Consider the following 5,409-nt stretch of genomic DNA (forward strand, 5'->3'; position numbering starts at 1 on the left):
GCCAAGAAGTGGAAAACCGGTTTTCACCACATTGCACGACAAGCCGGCGTACCGATAGTTCTGGCAGTGGCCGATTATCGTAAAAAGCAGCTCACTTTCCCTATCATCCTGCAGCCTACCGAAGATATCGAAGCGGACATGCAGAAGCTTTACGAAGGCTTTGCCGAGGCAACACCTCGCCGACCGGAAAGGCTTTCTGAGCCGGTGAAAATACTGTGGGAGGCCAAAAACCATAGGGACCAAAAGCTATAGAGGCCAACGTCACCTCGGCATGGCGGCTAACGAAGGTCGCCAGCGTGGCGTTTTGATCGTGGTTGAAGGCGTGAAGCGGGGTATGGCGGCCACTCTTCGCCTGTTTACCTGATCCTGCCAAAAAGGCGCCGTCAGTGGGGTTTTCTACAGGCTCAACGCGGAGCGACCTTTACAGAGCGAAGCGACGTCAAGGGCATGTACTGATGCGCGTGTCCACTAAACCGGGGGAGGTCCACGTCCCGTTGATCACCTTGTTAGCTTTCGATTTTTTTAATTTTTTCAAATATGGACTCAGCTACTTCAAGGCTAGCAATATCAATGTTATCCCACGTTGAAATAGGCTTCCCATCTGTGGGCAACGCCTGCAATTCTCCATAGGGTGAAGCTGTCCAAGCACAAGGCCTAAGAATGACTGGTATTACAACTGCTTCGCCACTCGCACTCCTCTTCAATGCCTCTTGGCCCTCAATTTCGTAGCAATAACGAGACTCAATAAAGTGCGGACTAAGGAAAAGTAAAATGACCTTGGCGTTTTTTAAACGGTCATCAATCGTACCTTTCCACTGATCTCCTGGAGGAATCATGCGATCGTGCCACTTCAGCAAATATCCTTCCCGCTCATAAACGATCATCTGCCTTCTAACTTCATCCATAAGCCTTTCATCTTCGTGTGCATACGAGAAGAATATTTCGATCATACCTGATCCTTTTTGAAAGCTAACGCCCGCAGCACGCGCGGCTTTGTAATGGAGGCGCAGCCGCAATGGAAAAGCCGTCGCTGTGCTTGGCCTGGTTAGGGCCTACATGGCTTGATTCAAATCTATTTTTAATCCAGAAACCTTTAGCTCTTTCGCCAACTCAAGTCTCCATGCGCCTGCTGAATCTATGTCAATGTATACAACACCAAGAAAATCAGAAGGTATTTCCACGTTATCTTTTCTCAGTACGCAGACCCGATCTCTCCCTAACTTAGCAGCCATATAGCCAAGCTCAACCAAGACGTTTTGTCTCGCACGAGGCTGAAGGTCTTCTGGTGATGAAGAACTTGATCCCGCATCATCAGGGGTAAAGAGTATGACAGCGTATGCAGCATCGGTATGCTTTTCCAGCTTCTCGATAATAGTTTTCCCTTCATTGGGTTGTTCATGAAGAATTACTGCATTTAGCCCTAGCTTTTCGACGAACCTTGCCGATGACTCTTTAGTCTGCTCATTATGTCCATGAACAATAAAAACATTATTGCTATTTTCTGAAACTACGTTTCCTACCGTATTAGTTACCTCTTGCTCTTTAAACAGGAGCTCATGCGTATAGTCTTTCCCAGAGGATAAAGGCAATAGCCTACGATCTGTTGCCATATCGGCTATTCCAGAACTTCTCATCCTACTGTTATGTTTTTCAACGAAATGAGACTTTGGTTGTGAGGTGTGCGTAATCTTAATTTTCTGAACATCATTAATATTCTTGACGATCATTCCGTCAACGGTAAATGCCCTTCCAGAACGCCACGGCGTTAGGATTTGCCGGTTAAGCTCATCAAATGTCAGATCATTGAATATTGCGGACCTATCTTTCTTCTTCCCATCACCAACCAGCTCTACATGGCAGTGCCAATACTGATCTGGAAAATCGTCTACTTCTTCCTTAGATTCATTTACCTATATTTCTGAGTTGTCCTAACGCAGCGCTAACCGGCGCGAGGTACGAGCGTCCGGTTCAGCAAGTTGTTGGGCATCAACCGCTCTCACTCACCGTAGCCTCACTTTTACCATGGCCACCATAGGAGACCGTTAAAGCCTTGCGCCCTTTGAATTTAATCGTCCAGGGATGATTGCCTTTCCCGGTTTTACGTGTCGCAAACTCGAAAGCACTTAAGTCGTCCGGTTTCGGGACGTCTTCGGGCCATTTCGACAATGAATCCCCCAGAACACTCACCGGAACTGCTGTAAGTGAGTAGACAGAGTAACGCCCGTCGTCATGCTCGACGTAAGTGATTGGCGATTCGCTTGGCTCCGGCGACTCTTTATCTTCCACACTGACCTCTTCTTCATCGCGCTCTCCGCCAGTGCTTTCGTAGTAATCCTCTGCCGCTTCCCCAGCATCTTTGGCTTCAGCACTAACACTGCCCGCCGTTATCTTTGTAAACCTCAGTCCATTCAAAACAAAGCCGAGAAGGATAAGGCCGCCGATTACGAGAATCGAGAAAGGTGTAGTACCGTCGACTTGCTCATAAATCGTATTTATTGCCTTTCCATCAGGGCCTCGCTCTACTAAAGAGTGAATCGGCGGAAAGTACCAAACGAGGAACCCAATCAGGATTAGCGCCGAAGCAGCAACCACCCCCCAAAATCGTTGCTTGCTGGTTAGCTCATCACGCCGAGCTGGCTTATTTGAAGTCATATATCAGGCTCTCTCTGCCCAACGCAGAGGTAACCGGACGCTTTGTAGCGTCAGCGAAAAAGCGGTCCGGTTGACCGCCTGGTTAAACGTCATCTGGATCAATCCCGTCATGTAGAAAATTCTCCATGCCATTTTCACCATCCGGTTTTAAGCCTTCCTGCTGCATGGCCTCGTACCAACTTGCCACCGCACGCTTCATCCAGTTCATATCCTTTTTCCAGACAGGGCCGACATGCTCGACCCACAATTCAATCTCACGTTCTGACGTAGGGGAGGCGGAAGACAGCAGCTCGGCCGTGGAAACCAGCTGGTCTGCCAACTCGCCATCAATTACTTCGTCGGGAATTGACCAGTGTCCCTTATTGCTAAGACAGTCCGTATAAAACCCGAGCTGCTTAATCTGGTCCAAAATGTATGGATGCTCCGCATCTTTATCGAATAGGGGACGAAGGTCGTCGAGTCTTCTCGCTCCCTCAGCCACGAGCTGAGGAAAAATCCACTGCACATTCTTGTTCGTGTGGGAGCGGTACCGCTTCCATTCTTCCTTCAACTCATTGTCGTCACGTGCAAGAGACATAGCACGAAGTATTGAGACCTTCCCTGACTCTTCGATAGAAAGCGCTGCTAGAGAACATGCTGTCGGATGCCGCCCAGCGTCAAGAAGGAGCTTGGCATCCTGCGCCAAGCGCGCCGCATTTTCCGACGCAGCAGTCATGCCTTCGGCTATCTGCGAAAAACTTAACTTTCCTTTATAACTTGGCAGTTTCTTCGACACGAGTCTCATCCGTTTAACAGGTATTAGATAGCACGCTCATTTTGCCACTTGAATGAGCTGCGCGTTCAAGAAATCTTATCAAGCCCGCCTTTTCGCACCTAACCCATTGATTTCGCATTGTGCTAAGCATAATTCGGCGCGTTATTCAGGATTCGCATGCTTGCGCGTTTTGGTTAATCTTATAATGCTGTATAAAAATACACTAATGCGAGGGCTCATGGATACTTACAACCAACCGCCAAAACTGATGGATCGCGTGAAAGCCATCATGAGGGTGAAACGCTACAACCCGCGCACTGTGACGACCTACTGCTACTGGATACGTTATTTCATTCGCTACAATGGCTTGCGTCATCCCACCAGCATGGGTGGCCCCGAAGTGAAAGCTTTTCTGGAACATCTTGCGGTACAGCGCCATGTGGCGGCGGCCACGCAGAATCAGGCCCTGAATGCCCTCGTTTTTCTCTATCGCCATGTGCTCGATCAGCCTCTAGGAGATATCGGGGAGTTCTCGCATGCCAAGCAACCGCGCCGACTGCCGGTAGTGCTGAGTCACGAGCAAGTGATGTGCGTGCTGAATCAGCTATCCGGTTCCATGCATCTGATGGCAACCTTGATGTATGGCTCGGGATTGCGGGTGCTCGAAACTTGCCGTCTACGTGTTCGTGACATCGATTTCGAGCGTCAAATCATCACGGTGAGGTCTAGCAAAGGGGCATCGTTGCCGCGCCCCGGTTCCTGTCACACGTTGCGACACAGTTTTGCCACCCAGCTACTGAGCCAGGGCACGGATATTCGTACCGTTCAGGAGCTGTTGGGGCACAAGAGCGTGGAAACCACCCAGATTTATACGCATGTACTGAGAGAAGCTTTACCAGCGTACGTAGCCCATTAGGCTGAAGCATGGACTTGGGCCTTCAGCCACGCTACCGCCCCTACCTGTGCATGCGGCGATGAGCGGCTGTCATCCATGCGATAGTCTCTGCGTACTTCTTGGTCATCAGTCTTCTTAAGTAGTCTTTTCTGTACGGTAACTAGCCGTTACAGGGAGAGCAATGCCCACGAAAGCATGAGAAGAAGCCGGTTCACGCAGGCGTCGACTACCTGGCTTCACCCAGCATGTTTTCCAGTTCGCTTTCGTCGACGCCGAGCATCTGCAGGATGTTGCGTTGGGCGGCTTCGAGGATGTGCTGGCGTTCCTGGTCGTCGGGTAGGCTTTTGGCGATGGCGACGGCGCCGACCAGCGAGGAGAGGATGACGCGGGATTTGTCGGCGATGACGTCGCGGTCGGGTTCGAGGGGAAGTTTCTTGAGGCGGCTGAGGGCGATGAGGCGGGTTTCCAGCATCTTCTTCATGCGCAGGTACGAGGCTTCGAACAGCGTGCGGATCTCCGCGTTCTCGTTGCCGATTTCGTTGAACAGCACCGTTTCCGGCCCGGGTTTGTGCTTGCGTTCCAGCTCCTGGAGGTTCCAGCAGTTGGAGACCAGCTCCGTGAGGTGCTTCATCGAAAGCGGTCCCTTGACCAGCCTGGCCGCGCGGCTGCTTTCCAGGGTTTCGCGCACCGAGGCGTGGTAGAGCGCTTCCTTGGAGGCGAAGTGAGCATAGAAGGCGCCGTGGGTCATCTTGGCCAGTTTCATGATCTGGCCGATGGAGACCTTCTCGAAGCCTTGGCGGCTGAACAGTTCGACGGCCGATTTGAGAATGCGCTCGCGCGATTTGGCTTTGCGATTCGTCGAGTCGGACATGGCGACCTCACGTTGCTGCTCAGAATAGGTGCTGAATACACGCTGAATATTATCTTGATCATATCAAGCTCGGTGCTAGCGTGGCACGAATACAATTTCGTTCAGGACACTAGCATGTCTTCACCTCTCGTCATCACTGGCATGGGCATGGTCAGCCCACTCGGTTGCGGCGTCAACGCCAACTGGGAGCGCCTGCTGGCCGGCCACTCCGGCATTTCTTCGATCACGCGTTTCGAT

The 5,409-nt window shown here is 51.1% G+C and carries 7 protein-coding genes and 1 pseudogene; 3 read left to right on the plus strand and 5 right to left on the minus strand.

Going from position 1 to position 5,409, the window contains the following annotated elements; genetic code table 11:
- Nucleotides 1-252, plus strand: a pseudogene (locus tag OP495_RS16285) (acyl-phosphate glycerol 3-phosphate acyltransferase); the annotation flags it as partial.
- Between the two features lie 254 nt (nt 253-506).
- On the opposite strand, the gene OP495_RS16290 reads toward OP495_RS16285, so the two are convergent.
- The 4 genes from OP495_RS16290 to OP495_RS16305 form a co-directional block, all read right to left on the minus strand.
- Nucleotides 507-950: a toll/interleukin-1 receptor domain-containing protein gene (locus OP495_RS16290; protein ID WP_280570755.1), complete on the minus strand. Its 444-nt coding sequence runs from the start codon at nt 948-950 to the stop codon at nt 507-509.
- 102 nt (nt 951-1,052) lie between these two features.
- Complete coding sequence (locus OP495_RS16295; RefSeq protein ID WP_280570757.1) at nt 1,053-1,610, minus strand: nucleotide-binding protein; 558 nt, start codon at nt 1,608-1,610, stop codon at nt 1,053-1,055.
- A 376-nt stretch (nt 1,611-1,986) separates the two neighbouring features.
- On the minus strand, nt 1,987-2,652 hold the full coding sequence (locus OP495_RS16300; RefSeq protein ID WP_280570759.1) for a hypothetical protein: 666 nt from the start codon (nt 2,650-2,652) through the stop codon (nt 1,987-1,989).
- Nucleotides 2,653-2,734: 82 nt separating this feature from the next.
- Nucleotides 2,735-3,427, minus strand: coding sequence for an AbiV family abortive infection protein (locus OP495_RS16305; protein ID WP_280570760.1), 693 nt, complete (start codon nt 3,425-3,427; stop codon nt 2,735-2,737).
- 217 nt (nt 3,428-3,644) lie between these two features.
- On the opposite strand from OP495_RS16305, the gene OP495_RS16310 reads away from it, so the two are divergent.
- Entirely contained in the window at nt 3,645-4,322 is a 678-nt protein-coding gene (locus OP495_RS16310; protein WP_280570762.1) for a phage integrase N-terminal SAM-like domain-containing protein, read from the plus strand.
- 205 nt (nt 4,323-4,527) lie between these two features.
- Here the strand turns inward: OP495_RS16310 and OP495_RS16315 are convergent, their stop codons facing one another.
- The gene (locus tag OP495_RS16315) at nt 4,528-5,172 is read right to left on the minus strand and encodes a TetR/AcrR family transcriptional regulator (protein WP_280570763.1); all 645 of its coding nucleotides are present in this window, start codon (nt 5,170-5,172) and stop codon (nt 4,528-4,530) included.
- A 114-nt stretch (nt 5,173-5,286) separates the two neighbouring features.
- On the opposite strand from OP495_RS16315, the gene OP495_RS16320 reads away from it, so the two are divergent.
- The coding region (locus OP495_RS16320; RefSeq protein WP_280570764.1) for a beta-ketoacyl synthase N-terminal-like domain-containing protein at nt 5,287-5,409 on the plus strand (123 nt) is incomplete at its 3' end.

The sequence above is a fragment of the Chromohalobacter sp. 296-RDG genome, from assembly GCF_029889885.1.
GTDB lineage: Bacteria > Pseudomonadota > Gammaproteobacteria > Pseudomonadales > Halomonadaceae > Chromohalobacter.

Bases quoted from the DNA above. Each gene is read 5' to 3' on its own strand.
- OP495_RS16310 (WP_280570762.1), top strand. From the start codon at position 3,645: ATGGATACTTACAACCAACCGCCAAAACTGATGGATCGCGTGAAAGCC.
- OP495_RS16300 (WP_280570759.1), bottom strand. From the start codon at position 2,652: ATGACTTCAAATAAGCCAGCTCGGCGTGATGAGCTAACCAGCAAGCAA.
- OP495_RS16315 (WP_280570763.1), bottom strand. From the start codon at position 5,172: ATGTCCGACTCGACGAATCGCAAAGCCAAATCGCGCGAGCGCATTCTC.
- OP495_RS16290 (WP_280570755.1), bottom strand. From the start codon at position 950: ATGATCGAAATATTCTTCTCGTATGCACACGAAGATGAAAGGCTTATG.
- OP495_RS16295 (WP_280570757.1), bottom strand. From the start codon at position 1,610: ATGGCAACAGATCGTAGGCTATTGCCTTTATCCTCTGGGAAAGACTAT.